The organism is Planctomycetota bacterium, from assembly GCA_035384565.1.
GTDB lineage: Bacteria > Planctomycetota > PUPC01 > DSUN01 > DSUN01 > DAOOIT01.
The window spans coordinates 43,920-60,971 of record DAOOIT010000038.1 but is presented as its reverse complement, the minus strand read 5'-3'; the positions used below and the strand labels follow the sequence as shown (position 1 = coordinate 60,971).

The 17,052-nt window shown below is 67.1% G+C and carries 15 protein-coding genes; 7 read left to right on the top strand and 8 right to left on the bottom strand.

Annotated elements, in window-relative coordinates; all coding sequences use genetic code 11:
• From PLE19_14835 to PLE19_14825, 3 genes are all read left to right on the top strand, one after another.
• A partial coding sequence (locus PLE19_14835) for a hypothetical protein (GenBank protein ID HPD16227.1) occupies window positions 1–1,504 on the top strand: 1,504 nt, incomplete at its 5' end.
• Complete coding sequence (locus tag PLE19_14830) at window positions 1,501–2,106, top strand: hypothetical protein (protein ID HPD16226.1); 606 nt, start codon at window positions 1,501–1,503, stop codon at window positions 2,104–2,106. The genes PLE19_14835 and PLE19_14830, both read left to right, overlap by 4 nt.
• A gap of 3 nt (window positions 2,107–2,109) precedes the next feature.
• The gene (locus PLE19_14825; protein ID HPD16225.1) at window positions 2,110–4,242 is read left to right on the top strand and encodes a glycoside hydrolase family 32 protein; all 2,133 of its coding nucleotides are present in this window, start codon (window positions 2,110–2,112) and stop codon (window positions 4,240–4,242) included.
• Here PLE19_14825 and PLE19_14820 read toward each other — a convergent pair.
• On the bottom strand, window positions 4,239–4,799 hold the full coding sequence (locus PLE19_14820) for a 2'-5' RNA ligase family protein (GenBank protein ID HPD16224.1): 561 nt from the start codon (window positions 4,797–4,799) through the stop codon (window positions 4,239–4,241). The two genes, PLE19_14825 and PLE19_14820, sit on opposite strands and share 4 nt — an antisense overlap.
• Before the next feature lie 18 nt (window positions 4,800–4,817).
• Complete coding sequence (locus PLE19_14815; GenBank protein ID HPD16223.1) at window positions 4,818–6,728, bottom strand: hypothetical protein; 1,911 nt, start codon at window positions 6,726–6,728, stop codon at window positions 4,818–4,820.
• A 191-nt stretch (window positions 6,729–6,919) separates the two neighbouring features.
• Here PLE19_14815 and PLE19_14810 point away from each other — a divergent pair, with 191 nt between their 5' ends.
• Together PLE19_14810 and PLE19_14805 are read left to right on the top strand one after the other, a co-directional pair.
• Complete coding sequence (locus PLE19_14810) at window positions 6,920–7,711, top strand: UvrB/UvrC motif-containing protein (protein ID HPD16222.1); 792 nt, start codon at window positions 6,920–6,922, stop codon at window positions 7,709–7,711.
• 44 nt (window positions 7,712–7,755) lie between these two features.
• Window positions 7,756–8,883 (top strand): uroporphyrinogen decarboxylase family protein, encoded by a 1,128-nt coding sequence (locus tag PLE19_14805; protein HPD16221.1) that lies wholly within the window; start codon window positions 7,756–7,758, stop codon window positions 8,881–8,883.
• Here PLE19_14805 and PLE19_14800 read toward each other — a convergent pair.
• The 6 genes from PLE19_14800 to PLE19_14775 form a co-directional block, all read right to left on the bottom strand.
• Entirely contained in the window at window positions 8,817–10,508 is a 1,692-nt protein-coding gene (locus PLE19_14800) for a solute carrier family 26 protein (GenBank protein HPD16220.1), read from the bottom strand. The genes PLE19_14805 and PLE19_14800 overlap by 67 nt on opposite strands.
• A gap of 19 nt (window positions 10,509–10,527) precedes the next feature.
• Window positions 10,528–11,085 carry a YeeE/YedE thiosulfate transporter family protein gene (locus tag PLE19_14795; GenBank protein HPD16219.1) on the bottom strand — a complete coding sequence of 186 codons (558 nt, stop codon included), beginning with the start codon at window positions 11,083–11,085 and terminating at the stop codon, window positions 10,528–10,530.
• A gap of 12 nt (window positions 11,086–11,097) precedes the next feature.
• The gene (locus tag PLE19_14790; protein HPD16218.1) at window positions 11,098–11,751 is read right to left on the bottom strand and encodes a YeeE/YedE thiosulfate transporter family protein; all 654 of its coding nucleotides are present in this window, start codon (window positions 11,749–11,751) and stop codon (window positions 11,098–11,100) included.
• A 32-nt stretch (window positions 11,752–11,783) separates the two neighbouring features.
• Entirely contained in the window at window positions 11,784–13,193 is a 1,410-nt protein-coding gene (locus PLE19_14785; protein HPD16217.1) for a rhodanese-like domain-containing protein, read from the bottom strand.
• Window positions 13,194–13,296: 103 nt separating this feature from the next.
• On the bottom strand, window positions 13,297–13,671 hold the full coding sequence (locus PLE19_14780; protein HPD16216.1) for a desulfoferrodoxin: 375 nt from the start codon (window positions 13,669–13,671) through the stop codon (window positions 13,297–13,299).
• A gap of 112 nt (window positions 13,672–13,783) precedes the next feature.
• The gene (locus PLE19_14775; protein HPD16215.1) at window positions 13,784–15,076 is read right to left on the bottom strand and encodes a Gfo/Idh/MocA family oxidoreductase; all 1,293 of its coding nucleotides are present in this window, start codon (window positions 15,074–15,076) and stop codon (window positions 13,784–13,786) included.
• A gap of 146 nt (window positions 15,077–15,222) precedes the next feature.
• Between PLE19_14775 and PLE19_14770 the strand changes: the two genes are divergently transcribed.
• Both PLE19_14770 and PLE19_14765 read left to right on the top strand, forming a co-directional pair.
• Window positions 15,223–16,164: a uroporphyrinogen decarboxylase family protein gene (locus PLE19_14770; GenBank protein ID HPD16214.1), complete on the top strand. Its 942-nt coding sequence runs from the start codon at window positions 15,223–15,225 to the stop codon at window positions 16,162–16,164.
• A 5-nt stretch (window positions 16,165–16,169) separates the two neighbouring features.
• The gene (locus PLE19_14765; protein ID HPD16213.1) at window positions 16,170–17,012 is read left to right on the top strand and encodes an alpha/beta fold hydrolase; all 843 of its coding nucleotides are present in this window, start codon (window positions 16,170–16,172) and stop codon (window positions 17,010–17,012) included.
• Window positions 17,013–17,052: the final 40 nt, after the last annotated feature.

Sequence of the window (17,052 nt, the reverse complement as noted above, 5' to 3'; positions counted from 1 at the left end):
CGCCAATGACCTCCGGCGTCTTCAGGAGGACCGCCGCCAAAAGCTGGAGGACATCGAGAAACTCCTCGCCGACGAGAGGCGTCAGCTCACCGAGACCCAGGTAGCGAATCTCCGTTGGCAGCTTCAGCGTCTCACTGAGCAACAGAGAGCCACCCAGGGCACCACGCAGAAGGCCGCGTCGGATGCCGATCTGAAGGGCCAAGCCCCCGCCCAGACCGAGCACGCCAGGCAAGCCGAGGAGATGGAACGCCAGCTTCAGCGTCTCACCGAGAATGCGCCCGAGCACAAGGACCCGCTGGGCAAGGCTCGTGAGGCCACGGCCGCGGCCGCCAGCCAGATGAACGAGGCATCACGGTCCCTCGACCAGGCCAAGAAGGCCGACGCCGCTCACGCCCAGGATGAAGCCCTCCGGCAGCTCCAAGCGGCGGAAGAGCAGCTTGCAGGTCTCCAGGGGAAACTCGCCGAAGGCAAGCGCCAGCTCGAGCGCCTCGCCGAACGCTCCGCGCAGCAGGACAAGACGGCCAAGGCCACCGCCGCCACCGCGGACGGCATCCAGAAGGCCTCCGACGAAGCCAGGAACACCCTCCCCACGACAGCGAAGGCCATCCAACAGGCCAGCCAGGACGCCCGCGAAGCCGCCAAGGCCATGCAGGATGCCGCGAAGCAACTCGACGAGGCATCGCGGCAGCCCGATGCCAGCCCTGCCGCGCAGGAGGACGCTCAGCGCCAGCAGCAGGAGGCCGCCGATCAGCTCCAGAAGGCCCGCGACCAGCTCGCCAATGCTCACGACCAGCTTGACCTCCAACGCCGCGCCCAGGAACTCTTCGAACTCCAGAAGGTCCTCACCGACCTTCTCCCGCGCCAGGTCGCCATCCGCGAGGCCACTCAGAAGCTCGACGCGGGCACCGAGGGCGGCCAGAGGCCCCTCGACCATGCGCAGACCCTCCGCTGCCGGGAGCTGGCCGATGCCCAAAGGAAGCTCCAGGAGGAATCCGCCCTCGTTGTCCAACGCCTCGAGCGCGGCCAGGTGCCCATCTTCCTCTACGTGATGAAGAACGCCGCGCGCCTCATGGGCGAGGTCCACCAACTCCTTGCTGACAGGAAGGTAGACTGGCTGACCCAGGAGACGCAGCGCGAGATCGAGCGCGACCTCATGCAGCTCCTCGACGCCATGAAGTCCGAGGGCGAGCGCCTCGCCCAGCAACCGCAGCAAGGCGGCGGAGGCGGTGGCGGACCGCAGGATGGTCGTCCGCGCCCGCTCGTGCCGCCCAGCCAACAGCTCAAGCAGCTTAAGGCCATGCAGGCCATCATCAACACCGAGACCCGCGCCATCGAGGTCGAGCGCCTCGCCGGAAATGCCCGCGAGCGCCTCTTGCAACACAAAGCCCAACGCCTCAGTCAGAAGCAGGCCGAGTTGGGGAACCTCAGCCGCGAGTTCGGTGACGCCCTCGAAAAGGCCAAGGAGCAGGAATCCATGACGCCCCCGCAGGAGCCTGGCCGATGACACGCGCCGCCCTCTTCGCCTCCGCGCTCTGCCTCCTCACGCTCGCCTCTCTTCTCGCCGCCAAGGAGGAGATTCTGCCCGGCAAGAAGGGGAAGGAGCGCGACCAGGCCGCCCAGGACAACCCCCTCTATGACGTCGCCGGCGACATGGACACGGCGGCTCGACGCCTCAAGGAGGCGAAGACCGACGACACCACTCAAGACGTCCAGCAGGCCATCATTGACAAGCTCGACAAGCTGATCGAGGCGGCCCAACAGCAGGACAACAAGCCGCCCCAGGGCGGCCAGGGCGACGAGAGAAAGCCCCAGAAGCGCCCGGAGCCGCAACCCCAACCGAAATCTGAGGAAGAGAAGAAGAAGGCCGAAGAGCAGCAGAAGAAGCCCGCTTCTGCCGAGGAGCGAAAGAAGCAGGAGCGCCCGGGCATCGGCCGCCCCGGTCAGGGCGACCCTTCGGGCCAGATCCACACCGACGCCAACGAATGGGGCAACCTGCCCCCCGCGGTCCGCGACCAGCTCCTCCAGACGCAGGGCGAAGGCTTCCCCCTCAAGTACCGCGAACTCCTGCGCCGGTACTACCTCGATCTCGCCAACCCGAAGGAATAGCTGATGGTGCGGAGGCTTCTGGTTCTCGCCCTCGTGGCCGCCACGGCCCTGGGGGCGGAGGACATCCTCATCGCCGACTTCGAGGCCACGGACTACGGCGCCTGGAAGGTCGAGGGCGAGGCATTCGGACCCGGCCCTGCCCGCGGCACCCTCCCTAACCAGATGCACGTAGATGGCTTCCTGGGCAAGGGGCTGGTGAACAGCTACTTCAAGGGCGACGGCACCACGGGCACGCTCACCTCCCCCCCGTTCAAGATCGAGCGCAAGTTCATCAACTTCCTCCTCGGCGGCGGAGGCTACAAAGACGAGACCTACATCGCCCTGCTTGTGGACGGCAAGGCCGTGCGCACCGCCACGGGGCCGAACGTGCAGCCCGGCGGTTCAGAACGCCTCGCGTGGCACTCGTGGGACGTTGCCGACCTCTCCGGCAAGGAGGCCATGATCCAGATCGTGGACAAGCGCACCGGCGGCTGGGGCCACATCAACGTCGATCACATCATCCAAAGCGACCGCAAGCGCGAGGAGAAGCCGGCCATGCGGGAACTCGTCATCGAGAGGCGCTATCTCCACCTGCCCGTGAAGAACGGCGCCTCAAAGCAGCGGATGAAGGTGTCGATCGGCCCGCCGGGCGGAGACGCCCCGCCCACGATCGTGGACGAATTCGACATCGAGTTGGCCGATGGCCGGCCCGATTTCTGGGTGTTCCTCGACCTGGCCCTCTACAAAGGCCAGAAGGCCAGAATAGACACCGCCCGCCTGCCCGAGGAATCCGAGGCCCTCGCCGCCATCACCCAGTCGGATGAGGTGCCCGATGCCGCGGGCCTCTACAGGGAGAGGCACCGCCCACAGTTCCACTTCTCTTCGCGCCGCGGCTGGAACAACGACCCCAACGGCCTCGTCTTCCACAAAGGCGAGTATCACCTCTACTACCAGCACAACCCCTACGGCTGGAACTGGGGCAACATGCACTGGGGCCACGCCGTGAGCCGGGACCTCGTGCACTGGACCGAGCTGCCCATCGCCCTCTACCCGCAGCGCTACGGCGACTGGGTGTTCAGCGGCAGCGCCGTGGTAGACAGGGAGAACACGGGCGGCTGGAAGACGGGCGCCGAAGATGTGCTCGTGGCCGCCTACACCAGCACAGGGCGCGGCGAGTGCATCGCCTTCTCCAACGACCGGGGCCGCACCTTCACCGACTACGAGAGGAACCCCGTCGTCAAGCACGCAGGACGCGACCCCAAACTTGTCTGGTATGCGCCAGGCAAGCACTGGGTCATGGCTGTCTATGACGAGCATGCCGGCAAGCAGTGGATCGCCTTCCACTCCTCGCCGAATCTGAAGGACTGGACCCTTCAGAGCCGCATCGAGGGCTACTTTGAGTGTCCCGAGATCTTCGAGTTGCCCGTGGACGGCGACAAGGCGAGGACCCGCTGGGTCGTCTACGCTGCCGACGGGGCCTACGCCGTCGGTTCGTTCGACGGCAAGAGTTTCACGCCCGACCACCCTGGCAAACACCGCTTCAACTGGGGCAACTGCTTCTACGCCTCGCAGACGTTCAGCAACATCCCCCCCGAGGATGGCCGCCGCATTCAGATCGCCTGGGGCCGCATCGGTCACAAGGACATGCCGTTCAACCAGATGATGAACTTCCCCGTGCAGTTAACACTGCGGACGACCGACGAAGGTGTCCGCATGTTCGCCGAGCCAGTGAAGGAGATCGAACTCCTTCACGCAAAGAAGCACTCGTGGGCTGGCCTCGCGCTGAAGGAAGGCGAGAACCCGCTGAAGGGGATCGAGGGCGACCTGTTCCACATCATCGCGGAGATCGAGCCGGGCGATGCGGCCCAGGTGGGCGTCGCCATCCGCGGCACGCCCGTGGTTTACGACGCGAGGGGCCAGCAGCTCAACACCAAGGGCTGCAATGCCCCGCTGAAGCCCGAGGGTGACAGGATTCGTCTGGAGATCCTGGTGGACCGCACGTCGATCGAGGTCTTCGCCAACCGCGGCCGCGTCTACATGCCCGTGGGCGTCATCCCGCCCGATGAGGCACGCTCGCTGGAGGTGTTCGCGAGGGGCGGGACCGCGAGGCTTGCGTCGCTCGAAGTCCACGAGTTGCGCTCGGCCTGGGAGCGCTAGCCGCCGGACCCCAACGGCACAGTGAGCACGGTGCGGAACGGGTCGGCTGGTGCGCCGGATCGCGCGATCAAGGCCACCTCTGTCGCCCGGAACTTCAGTGCTTGCCAGTTCAGCCGGTCTGCCACCCGCATCGCATCCTCCACGGACCGGAACCGGCCTAGCGACAGGTGGGGCGTGAAGCCGCCGAAGAATCGCGCCACGTCGTCGCACCACGGCATCGCCTGCTGGAGACGGCTCTGGAGCTCCGCCAGGAGGGCGAACGGCTCGGGACGCACCCACAGCGTCACCGACCGCTCGTTGTGGGTGAACTTGCCAAACCCGTCGAGGGTGATTTCGAACGGAGCCATTCCGCCCACGGCGGGCCGCAGCAACTCGGCCGCCTCGGGCAGACGCGCCTCGGGCACGAACGGGAAGGCCATGGTGATGTGCGGCATCCACCGCAGGAACTGCGGGTCGTGCACGCGCCGAGCCGCCTGAATCGGCTCCCACACCTCCTCGGGCGGCACCAGCACGGCAGCGGTCAAGTTCACCTTGGCTTCGTCTTGCAGGGGAATCACGGCGCGAACCTCCGTCGTTCAGGCATTGAGCCTAGGGCAGACGCTGAACAGCTCCTCCTCGGCCTCGCGGGTCCAGAAGCCATGCGCATCGAGCTTCGCGGCCACCGAAGGAAAGTGCTTGCCCAGGTCGGCGAGCGGGATGAGGTCGGGCAGCGCCAGCTCGGGGAAGATGCAGATCTTGCCGCTGGTCTCGCGGTACATGACCTGGCGCATGGCCTCCCACACGCGCGCGAGCGGCCCGATGACGGCGACCGACGTGTTGGGCCGCAGCTCGCCGCGCAGCGCGCCCACGACCACGCCCTGAAGGTCCTCGACGGCCGAGCCGCTGTTGCCGATGATCGTCGCGCCGCGCTGGCGGATCAGCCCGATGTCCACAGCCCCCTTGGTGCCGGCCTTGATACCCGCGAAGATGTTTATGAGGCCGTCGCGCGCCACGAAGGGCTCGGTGGCCTTGATCGGCATCCAGGCGGGGCAGAGGCCCACAATATCGTCCACGCTCACGGGTTCCACGATGTCCGACAGCTTCGTCTTGAGCGGGTTCACGAACTGGATCTCGATGCCCTTCGCCTCGGCCTGCGGGCGGAAGAGCTGCTCCAGGAGGCCCAGGCGCGGGTCGTCAATCTCAGTCACGAGCATCCAGCGCGGGGGATGTGGGCTGTCGAGGGCAGTCTGAAGCCAGATCTGCCCCATCGGGCCGCCGGCCCCAACGAAGATGGCCCGCCCGCCGGGCTTGAGCGTGGTGCGGCGCGGCTTCGCATAGGTTGCGGCCAACGTGGGCTCGGTGTCGCCAAGGTAGGAGAGGGCCTTATAGTGGATCGCCCCCACATCCAGGTTCGCGTTGGTGCCGATGGGAAAGTCCGGCAGCAGCATCACGCCGCCATAGGCCAGCGCGTCCGAGGCCGCCTCGACAAGCGCCACCGAGGGCTCCTTCAGGATGATGTCATCCACGGTGCCCCCTCCCGGGCTGCGCCGCAGCGAGGCCATGTCTTCGACAACCTCGGCCTTCGCCTGGCGAGCGATTTCGGCGGCTTGTCCGCCGGTGAGAAACACCTTGCCCGCCGTGGCGGCGGCCTCTCGCACCTGGGCCAGATGGGCCATCGTCGCGCCGATGAACCAGGCGGCGCCGCCGCGCTTGAGTCCCGTGCGGTACGCAATCTTCGCCGCCACGCAGCCCCACGGCTCGGCCAGGCCCGCCTCGGCGCGGCCCAGGTCGCTCTTCACGAATGGCCCACCGCTCAGCCGCTTCGCATCCACAGGGATCAGGCAGTTTCCGCGGTCGTTGTTCAGCACTTCCTCGGGCAGGAGCACATACTGCTGCATCGCTCCCCGGTGGAAGTAGCCGAAGGCGTGGCTCACGCCGTTCACATAGATGTCGGCCTGGATCACGTAGCGCTCGCCGGGCCGGAGGCCGTACTTCGTCTGGATGCCTGGCGGCACTCGCACGATCTCGAGGCAGGCTTCGTGGCCGGGGATGTTCGGCTCCTTCGACAGGTCGCGGTTGAACAGCCGCACATGTGCGCCGCCCTGGTCAATGATCTTGCAGTCCGAGAAGCACAGGCAGATGGCCTGGACCTTCGCGAGCGTTTCGGTCGCGCTGGCCTGGTACATCGGGATGCGCTGCGGGCGGAAGTAGCGGGCGAAAGGCGCAATGTCAATCAACTCGTGCGACATGAAGCTGATCAGGTCGCGCGGGTCGGCCTCCGCAGGCGGCGCGCCCTTGGGCGCGAAGGTGCGGAAGAAGGCTGCCAGCGACTTGTCGGTCGCCGCGGTCCACGCATCCAGTTGCTCGCGTGTCGCTCCACGCGGCGGACGCACCTGCGCGGCGTCGAGCTCGCTCGCCGACGCCGGTCCTGCATATTCGCAAAAGTGCCCCATGCCCGTCCCAGTGAGCATGCAGGCCAGGATCTCCTCAGGCAACGCTAATCCCATCGTCGCCAATCTCCAATATCTGACCGCCAGCCGCCGCGGCATGCACCTCGATCACACTTGGACTATCTTAGGGAAGGCCCCGCAGCGTGTCAAGGTTGTTAGAGACCAACCCCCCTTTGACTCCTGGCGCGCTTTGCGCTAGCATGCGGAGGACGACGAGAGTAACGGGAACTGTCCCAGGGCCGCGTGGCATGGCCATCGATCTGACGCCGCTGTTGAACGACTGGGCGCACGACCCCTCGGACGAAGGCAAGAACGTCCGCTGCATCCGCGGCGCCGACGGCCGCCTGAAGATCCAGGTGCGGGTCCGTTGCGGCATCTTCCAGTGGGAGTTCGAAGGCCGCCCCGACGGCGCCACGCCACACGGTTTCCCCTCCTTGCTCGACTTCTATCGCGCCCACCTCAAGTCGCAGGAGCGCCGGCGCGGCAACCGCACCTTGCGCCTTGGCAAGGCCGAGGTCGAGGAGATCAGCGAGGAGATCATGGACTACTACCAGCGCCGCATCCTCTTCTTCCGGCTCGGCGAGTACGCGCGGGCGCGCGAGGATGCCGACCACAACGTGGGCCTGATGGACCTGATCCGTGACCACGCCACCGACCCCGAGGCCGTGGCCCAGCACGAGAAGTGGCGGGGATTCGTGCTCATGGACCGGGCTCGTGCCGACGCTCTCGCCCTCTGCCAGTCGGGCCACTACGCCCAGGCGGTGCAGAGGGTGGAACAAGGGGTCGCGGAGATCGAGGACTGGTTCCGCCAGCAGGAACGCGGGGACCTGATTCCCGTCAGCCAGGAACTCGCGGCTCTCCGCGAGCTCAAGCTCCAGCTTCGCGAGACCTACAACGTGCCTCTCTCCCGCAAGGAACTCATCGAAGGTCTCCGCGAAGAGCAAGCGAAGGCCATCGCCGACGAGGACTACGAGCGCGCCGCACGCCTCCGGGACGAGATCGCCCAGTTCGAGCGAGACCAGGGCCAGAAGACCACCTGAGAGGCAACCTCCCGCAGGTTGCGAGCCTGCGGGAGATTCGCTTGATGATGACCCAGCGCCAAGCCTTTCACGCCCTCCTGAACTTCGAGCGCCCCGACACCCTGTGCCAGTTCGAGTGGGGCTACTGGCCCGAAGCCCTCGAGCGCTGGCGCGGCGAAGGGCTGCCCCAGGACGCCGAGCCCTGGGATGCCTGCGGCATCACCCACTACTTCCGTCCGCCCATCGAAATCTACTTCTATCCCCCGTTCGAGCGCCAGGTGCTCGACGAGGACGCCGACACGCGCGTCGTCCGCACCGAGATGGGCATCATCTGCCGCGAGAGCAAGCGTGGCCTCCGCCTCCCCCAGTTCATCAAGCACCCCGTGGCCACCCGCGACGACTTCGAGGCCATCAAGGAGCGCCTCGACCCCAAGACCCCTGGCCGCTACCCTGCGAACTGGAGCGAGTGGGCCAAGGCCGCCCCCAGCTTCCCACACATCCTCTGCCTCGGCCGCCGCGAGAACGGCTTCTTCGGCTGGCTACGCGAGTTGATGGGCCTCGAAGGGCTGCTCATGGCCTACATCGAGCAGCCCGACCTCATCCACGAAATCTGCCGCTACCACGTCACCTACCTTCAAACCCTCTACGAGCGGGCGCTGCGCGACGTGGAGTTCGACTTCATCTTCCTGTGGGAAGACATGGCCTTCAAGAACGGCCCGCTCATCAGCCCTGAGTTCGTCCGCACTTTCATGCTCCCCTATTACCGCGAGATGATCGACTTCTACCGCCAGATGGGCGCGAAGTGGATTCTCCAGGACAGCGATGGGAACATGACCAAGCTCATCCCCCTCTTCCACGGGGCCGGGGTGGATGGCATGCTCCCCTTCGAGGTCGCCGCGGGGATGGACGTTCGCGATGTCCGCAGGGCTTTTCCCAAGCTGCGCATCCTTGGCGGCATAGACAAGCGGGCGCTCTATGGGAGCCAGAACGACATTGACCGCGAGCTGGTGAGCAAGCTCCCCGCCATGTTCCGCGCCGGCGGCTACATCCCCACCCTCGACCACCACGTCCCGCCCGAGGTCCCCTACGCCAACTTCCGCCATTACATCCGTCGTTGCCGAGAGATCTACGAGGCACTGCTCTCCAGGCCACCCGGACACAGCTCGCGCAGGGCTTGCTCGATAGAGACGTAGCCGATGCGCTTGCCGCACCGTTCGGGCCAGCCGGCCCTGGCCACCAGGTCGCGAACAGGGCCCTTCATGCTCGCGAAGGCGAACTCAACGCCATGCTCGCGCCACCCTTTCATGAGCCGTTCCAACGTCTCGATGGCCACGGCGTCCATGTCGTTGACGCCCGACATGTCCATGATGACCCACCTCACCGCAGGGCGCTCATGCAGATGCCGCCGCAGCCAGTCCTCCAGGAAGCTCATGTTGGCGAAGTAGAGCGATGCGTCCACACGCACGAGGAGCGCCTCGGGAACCGTCTTCGCCTCAGGGAACCGCTTGATGTTGCGGAAGACGCCATGCTCAGCCAGGTAGCCCAGTTCAGCCGTATGGGGATGGGCGCTGCGCCAGATGAAGAGCCCAAGCGAGAGGGCGACGCCCAGCAACACCCCCGACTCCACGCCGAGGGCCAGCGTGCCCACGAACGTCGCCACCAGCATCCAGCCATCCGACGGCTTCACGGCGAAGAGGCGGCGGGGCGTCCGGAGGTCGACCAGGCCCGCTACGGCCACGAGCACGATGGCGCCCAACACGGCGTGGGGCAGGAAGTGAAACAGGGGCGTGAGGACGAGCAGCGTGAGGAGCACGAGCGCAGCCGTGACGATGGAGGCCAGCCCCGTCCTCGCTCCTGCCTGGTAGTTCACCGCCGTGCGGGAGAGTCCGCCCGTGACCGGATAGCCGCTGAAGAATGCCGCCGCCAGGTTCGCCATCCCCAGGGCGACCAGCTCGCGGCTCGCGTCCACCCTCTGCCTCTCCCGTGTCGCAATCACCTGGGCGATGGAGATGGACTCGAGGAAACCGACGAACACGATGGTGAACGCTGCAGGAAGCAGGAGGCCGATGTCCCTGCCGCTCCACTCGGGCAGCGAGAGAGCCGGGAAGCCGCTGGGCACGTGGCCGACGGTTCTCACGCCCTGGGCGTCCAGCCTCAGCAACCACGCGAGCAGCGTCGCCGCCACGACCACGGCGATGGGGCTCGGGAGCCGCGGCCACAGCTTCCGCAACGCCACGAGAGCGGCCAGGCTTCCCACCCCAATGGCCAGCGTGACGGCGTGCGTGCCGCCGATGCCGCGCGCGGTCTCGCGCAGGAGCCCGAAGGCCGAGTGCTGCGAACGCACCTCGATCCCCAGCAGATGCTTGAGTTGGCTCAAGCCGATGAGGATTGCCGCCGCCGACGTGAAGCCGCTGATGACGGCGTGGGACAGGAAGTTGACGAGGAAGCCCATCCGCAGCAGGCCCAACGCCGCCTGGATCGCCCCGACCATCAGGCAGAGCAGCAGGACGACGCGGATGTAGCCTGGCGAGCCGACCTCTGGCACGATGGCCGAGCACTTGGCGACGACGACCAGCGAGATCATCGCCACCGGCCCCACGGCGAGTTGCCGCGAGGAACCGAAGAGCGCGTAGGCGAGTAGCGGCACGGTCGAGGCGTACAGGCCGACCACGGGCGGCAGGCCGGCCAGCATCGCGTAGGCCAAGCCCTGCGGCACCAGCATCACCGCTACGACGAGGCCGGCCACCAGATCGCCCGCCAGATCGCAGCGCCGATACCCCCGCAACCAGTCCCAGGCGGGGAAAACGCGCTCGATCACCGGTCCCCTCCTGAACGGATCAGAAGCCCGAGACCTCGAGCCACCAGAGCAGGCCGGTCACAGCGAGAGAGACAGGAACGACGACTGCCCATGGGTTCACTTTGAGCAGTTCGGGGACCGTGAGTTCGCCGAAGTGCCCTTTGCCCAGGATGCCACGCTTTAGCTTGGGAAAGAGAGCAGCAAACAGGGCCGCGCCAATGAGCGCACCGATCAGCCCGCCGAAGAGCGCATCGAGCGCGCCCTGGCCCACGGCGCCCACCACGGTGCCGGGGCAGTAGCCGAGCGTGCCGAAGCCGACGCCGAAGATGAGCGCTCCGATGAGCGTGGAGCCGAAACCGCCGGGCTTCACCTTGTACTGCGCCAGCCCCAGTCCTTTCAGCAAGTGAAACCCCACCATGCCCGTGATCATCGCAGTGAGCATCACCTTCAGCACCGTGAAGTCGCGGAATAGAAGCTGGTTGATGATCACGTCGTAAGTGGTCACGCCGGCCTTCTGGAGCAGGAAGCCGAACGCGAAGCCCATCGCCAGGCCGATGAGCAGTTGGCCACCCTTGTGTCCGTGGAGCTTCTTGAGCATCGTGCCGCCTCCTCACGCCAGGATGATGTGGAACAAGGCAACGGCAGTGGCGATGCCGCCGATGAAGAAGCCGGCGACGGCGAGCCAGCCGCTCGCCGCAAGCTGAAGCGTGCCGCTGATGCCGTGGCCGCTCGTGCAGCCGCCCGCCCAGCGCGCCCCGAAGCCCATGCAGATGCCGCCGAAGAAGGCCACGACCCATCGCACCACGGGGTCAACGCCGACCCTCTCCGCCCAGAGGGGCGGAACCCAGTGGAGGTGGAACGTGCCCGACAGCAGCGCCGAGGCCGCTGCGCCCAGCAGCAGCCCAACCACCAGCATCCACTCCCAGTCCACCACAGGCTTGAACTGCTGGTAGTACGGCTTTGCCTCCACCGCTTTGCCCCTGAAGAGCCGCTCGAGCATCCCCGCACTCCGGGCGAATGCCGTCGAGCAGCCCATCGTCTTGTCCGAAAGCAGGAATGCCAGGCAGCACAGCACCCCGATGCCCACGCCGACCACGTAGGGCGACCAGCGGGCCATCGTGAGTGGGTTGCTGCTCGATGCCGTGGGTGGAGCCCACTCCACTTCCGTCCCGTCGGCCAGGGGCGCCGGAGCGCCTTTGGCCATCGCAGGCCCTGCCATGCCCCAGAGCAGGGCCAGCATCAACAGACATGCCATCACGCGCATCCCGGCTCCTCCTGTCACGAGTGAGGCGGCGACTATTGGTTGATTCGTGGCCCGTGGGTGAGGGCGCAGGTGGCGCACTCGGGGGCGAAGCCCGCGGCGACCCAGGCCGTCATGCCGCCGGCGACGACCGCGAGGCTGCGGAAGCCCTTCTGCTGGAGGATGCTGCCGGCCGTGCTCGCCCGCGCGCCGCTCTTGCACACGAGGGCAATCGTCGCCGCCCTGTCCAGCTCGCCGAACTGCGTCCGCGTGGCGGGCAGCGGCATGTGCGTGGCGCCCTCGATGTGGCTTGCGTTCCACTCGCCGGCCGCCCGCACGTCGAGGAACACGATGGGCGTCTTCGACTTGCACGCCTCTTGCGCCTCGTGGACGGTCATGGTGGGGATGCGGGCGACGGGCAGGCCGCTGGTGATCCACGGCCCCATGCCGCCATCGAGGTAGCCCATCACGTCGTCCAGCCCCACACGGCGGAGCATGGTGGCCAGGGCTGGCACCTCCTCGGCTGTGCGGGCGACGAGGATGATCGGCTTGTCGGGGGGCAGAAGCCAACCGCAGAAGGTCGAGAAGTTGTGGGCGCCGTCAATGTTGATGGCGCCGGGCACGTGGGCGCCGCCGAAGCTGGCGTAGTCGCGCGCGTCGAGCACGACATGCCCCTGGCTGGAGAGCGCCTGCACCTCGGCGGGCGAGAGAGGCTTGGGGGCCGAAAGCTCGGCCACCAATGCCGGGCCGCGGCGGTTGATGTCGGAGCACCGCGCGAAGTGGTCGGGGGCCTCAGGCATGCCGCTCAGCAGCGCCTTGCTGAAGTCGTCGAGTGTCTTGTGCTGGAGGGCAGGGTTGTGGGCGCGCTCGTAGCCGATGGTGCTCACGCGCATGGCGCCCATCGCCTTGCCGCACAGCGAACCCGCGCCGTGGGCCGGGTAGACGAGGCACGTGTCGGGCAGCGCCATCAGCTTCTTGAGGTTGCCGAACAGGCTCGCGGCCAGCTCTTTGCCGCGGCCGGGGAAGAGGTCGGGTCGCCCTACGTCGCCCACAAAGAGCGTGTCGCCGCTGAAGACGGCCACGGGCTCGTCCCCGCGCGACTGGTCGGTCACCACGTAGCAGATGCAGTCGGGCGTGTGGCCCGGGGTGTCGAGCACCCGGACGCGCATGTCCTCGACGTTGAAGCTGTCGCCCTCGGCTACGGCCACATGGGAGTACTTGCAGCCGCCTGACTTGGGGGCGTAGATGGCCGCACCCGTCCGTTGGGCCAGGTCCAGGTGGCCGCTCACGAAGTCGGCATGGAGATGGGTCTCCAGAATGTGGGTGATCTTGAGTCCCATCGCCTTGGCCGCGGCGAGATACTCGTCCACGTCGCGCCTGGGATCAATGATCGCGCACGCCTTCTTGCCTCCCACGAGATACGACAGGTGGGCGATGCCCTCGACGTAGAACTGCTGCACAAACATCCCCGGCTCCTTTGTGCCAGCGGCCTACAGAAGAACCACGGGCGCGGGCGCGGGGCGCCCGCGCCCGTGAGAGAACGCGACTCGGATTCCAGCACTTGGGCGCTCAGGCCTTCCACAGGCCGTGCAGGTTGCACCACTCGCGGGCCGTCACTTGCGCCGCGATGACCGGGAAGACGGCCTCGGGCTTGTCACTGGGCTTGAGGAACTGGCGGTAGACCTTGCCGTCGGCCTGGAGTTCGATCCACTCGATGTAGTGTTCGGGCGTCATCGGGTGCGGCACGCTGCCGACCTTCACCTTGATGCCGCCTTCGACCCGCTCGATGACCGGCACGTGCTTCTCTCTCGCGGCGTCCACGGTGTTCTCTTTGAAGAGCTTCATCGGTTCGCCGCAGCAGACCAGTTCCCCGTCGCCGCCGTGAAGCACCTCCACGATGTTGCCGCACAGGGCGCACTTGTAGACCTCAAGCTGTCTCGCCATTCCCGAGTCCTCCTTCAGGAGATCTCGCAGCGTTGCCGCCTGCCCTTCGCAGACGGCTTTCTCTTTATGCTAAGCGAGACTCTGCTCAGAGTCAATCCGGTGGCTGCGGCGCCTAGAGCACGTACGGCTCGCGATAGGGGCGATGGCGCATGCGGTTCGCCTCGTCGTCGCCAATGAACTGCTCGGCCTGGGGGTCCCACTTGAGGGTCCGCTCGAGGGTCATGGCGATGTTGCCCAGGTGGCACACGGTGGCCGACCGGTGGCCGATCTCCACGGTTGCGGCGGTGCGGCCGCGGGTGCGCACGGCCTCGATGAAGTTGCTCATGTGCCCCCCCTTGGGAGCGAACAGGTGCACCTCGTTAGGGCCGGGGGGCGCCAGGATCGCCTCCTTGGGCTCGCCGACCAGGCGCTCGGCGTCCACCCACCCCTCGGTGCCGATGAACTTGCACCCGCCGGCGGCATGCGAGCCGTGCACGACGACGCCGTTGGCGTAGGTGTAGGTCACGTCCACCTTCGAGAACGTGTTCCAGAGCCCGTCGAAGAACTCCCCCTTGCCCCGGATCTCGACGGGGCCGCTGTCGTCGGCGCCGATGCCCCACTGGGCGACATCGAAGAAGTGGGCGCCGAAATTGGTCATCTCGCCGCCCGAGTAGTCGCGCACGAAGCGGAAGTTATAATGGCAGCGCTTCGTCGAGTAGGGTGCCCAGGGCGCGGGGCCGAGCCACAGATCGTAGTCGAGCTCGGGCGGCACGGGCTCGGCCACGTCGGGCTCGGACTTGACCGGGCGCAGGCCGATGCCCACCTCGACCCGCAGCAGCTTGCCGATGCGGCCGTTGCGCACAGCCTCGCAGGCCCGGCGCGGGCGCTCCTCCGACCGGCGCTGGCTGCCGCACTGGAACACCCGGCCGTAGCGGGCCACCGCGTCGGCCATCGCGCGGCCCTCGGCAATAGTGAGCGTCATCGGCTTCTCACAGTACACGTCCTTCCCGCTCCGCAGCGCCGCGATGGCCAGGATCGCGTGCCAGTGGTCGGGCGTGGCGATCAGCACCACGTCAATGTCTGTGCGCTCCATGATCTCGCGATAGTCGTGGACGGGCTGGGTGATGTTCTGGCCGCGCTCCTGCTCGGCGTAGGACTTGTTGCATTCGCCGGCGCGCTGCTCGCGGATGGTCTTGTCCACATCGCACACGAGGAGCAGTCGCACGTCGGGGTGGCGGATAACACCTTTGATGAGGTCGTTGCCGCGGTTGCGGGTGCCGATGGCAGCGGCGTTGATCCGGTCGCTGGGCGACATCGAGCCGCTCCGCCCGAACGCCGAGGCGGGCAGCACCCACGGCGCTGCCAGGGCGCCTGTCGCACACTTCAGGAATCCCCTGCGGGGGAACCGGGCCACTCTCTTGCTCATCTCGCCTGCACCTCCTGGGAGATAAAACGTCTCCCGCTACTATGCCGCCTCTTGCACGTTGAGTCAAGCTCGGTTTCCACGGCGCTTGACTCAACGCACGGCATCTGGTAATCGAGAGGAAACCCTGTTTGCCTAGGAAGCCGCCCATGACGCCACGCCAACAGGCTATCGCCGCCTTCGAGCGCCGAAGGCCCGAGGGCCTGGTGCCCCACGTCGAGCTGGAGTTCCAGCTTAGCGAGGAGTTGATCGGCCGCAAGGCCCTGCGCCGCGACGACCTCAGGGTCGTCGGGCCTCGGGAGCGCGACCGGCTGCTCCACGAGAACGTCGAGCATTGGCTCGATGTGTGCGAGCGCCTCGACTACTGCATCCTCACGGGGCTGCACTGGCTCGACGTGGAGGACCAGATCGAGTCGTTCAAGCTCGTGCGCCAACTGGCGGGCGACCGCTACATGCTCTCGGCCTTCGTGGACGGCACGGCGGGCATCCCGAACGGCACGAACATGATGGAAGCGGCGTGGCGGATGGCCGACAAGCCCGACGACGTGCTGGCCGAGCACGATCGCTGGGCGCGCGACGCCGCCGAGGTGGGCAAGCGCCTCATCGGCGCAGGCGCCGAGGTGGTGTTCATGTGCGCCGACTACTGCTTCAACGACGGCCCCTGGCTCTCGCCCGCCATGTTCCGCCGCTTCGTCACGCCCTTCCTCGCCCGCAACATCGCCGAATTCCGCAAGGCCGGAGCCTATCCCGTCAAGCACACCGACGGCGACATCATGCCCATCCTCGACCAGCTCATCGAGTGCGAGCCGGCCGCCATCCACTCGCTCGACCCGATGGCGGGGGTAGACATCCGCGAGGTGCGCCGCCTCTACGGCCATCGTGTGGCCCTGATGGGCAACGTCAACTGCGCTCTCGTCCAGGCCGGCACCAAGGAGCAAATCGTCGAGAGCGCCCGCTACTGCCTCGAGCACGGCGGCGTAGCCACGGGCGGATACTTCTTCACCACCAGCAACTGCATCTTCAAGGGCGTGCCGCTCGACAACTACTTCGCCATGCTGGAGGTGCGGCGGCAGTTCGGGCACGGAGGATAGGGTGCGTGGCCCTGCTCACTCCGCGAGGGCGTCGCATGCTGTGGGCGATTGCGGGAACCCTTGTGGCCGCCTACGCCGCCATCCTGATCCTCATGTTCGTGTTCCAATCGCATCTCGTCTACTTCCCCGTGCGCGCGGTGGCCGAAACGCCCGCGTCGCGTGGACTGCCGTTCGAAGAGGCGCAACTCACGGCCAGCGATGGCACTCGCCTCGCGGCTTGGTTCATCCCCGCCCCGAACCCGACAGGCGTTGTGCTCTTCTGCCACGGCAACGCGGGCAACATCTCGCATCGCCTGGACGTGGCCGCCTTCTTCCGCGGCCTGGGCCTGAGCACGTTGCTCTTCGACTACCGCGGCTATGGCCGCAGCGAGGGCCGGCCCACCGAGGCGGGCACCTATCTCGATGCCGATGCCGCCTGGCGCCACCTCGCCGGCGAGCGCCGCCTCCCACGGCGCCAGATCATCGTCTGGGGCGAATCGCTCGGCGGCCCCATCGCCGCCTGGCTGGCCAGGGAGCATCCTCCCGGCGTGCTCGTCCTCCAGTCCACCTTCACCTCGGTGCCCGATCTCGCCGCGCGCCTCTACCCGTGGCTGCCCGTCCGTTTGCTCTCGCGCTTCCGCTACAGCACGCTGGAGTACGTGCGTCAGGCTGCCTGTCCCATCCTCGTGATGCACAGCCCGGCAGATGAGATTGTGCCGTACCCGCACGGCCGCCAGCTCTTCGAGTCGGCGGGTGATCCGAAGGCCTTCATCGAGCTTGCCGGCGGCCACAACGACGGCTTCTTCCTCTCGGGCCGGCCATTCGCTGAGAGCCTCCAGGCATTCCTCACGACCCATGTGGCGCCGTGACCTCGCCCCAGGCCTAGATGCCTTGCGCGCGGCGGAGTCG